Below are 587 nucleotides of genomic sequence, written 5' to 3' on the forward strand. Positions count from 1 at the left end.
CAAGAAGCAAGCTCCTTGGTTTGGGCTAATCCGCGTTCGCTCGCCGCTACTGACGGAATCACTATTGTTTTCTCTTCCTCAGGGTACTTAGATGTTTCAGTTCCCCTGGTATGCCTCTACCCAACCTATGTATTCAGTTGAGAGTAACTRTCCATTACGAYAGCTGGGTTTCCCCATTCGGAAATCCTCGGATCAATGCCTGCTTACGGCTCCCCGGGGCGGTATCGTTGTTCGCCACGTCCTTCTTCGGCTCCTGGTGCCTAGGCATCCTCCGTGCGCTCTTACTAGCTTAACCAAWTGCTCAGGTGATTGCTCACCTTCGCTTACGTAAAAACAACTAAAGGATGTTTCAGCAATTCTTTTTCTTTCGTTATCCAGTTTTCAAGGTRCAAAGTAAATCACAGCGGAGCCTTACGGCTGCTGCATAGGTGTAAAATWTAACACCTGCTTGGCGACGTCCTACTCTCCCAAGACCCTGCGGTCTAAGTACCATCGGCGCTGAAGGGCTTAACGGTCGTGTTCGGTATGGGAACGCGTGGTTCACCTCCGCCATCGCCACCAAACGGATGACTTGACTTACATTGAAA

At 50.2% G+C, this 587-nt stretch carries 2 rRNA genes; both read right to left on the bottom strand.

Features of this window, described 5'->3' with window-relative positions:
* Positions 1-295 (bottom strand): 23S ribosomal RNA (locus AC1DM9_RS34425); the annotation flags it as partial.
* A gap of 151 nt (positions 296-446) precedes the next feature.
* Positions 447-563, bottom strand: a 5S ribosomal RNA gene (gene rrf / locus AC1DM9_RS34430).
* Positions 564-587: the final 24 nt, after the last annotated feature.

Source organism: Paenibacillus sp. 01T431 (assembly GCF_056398625.1).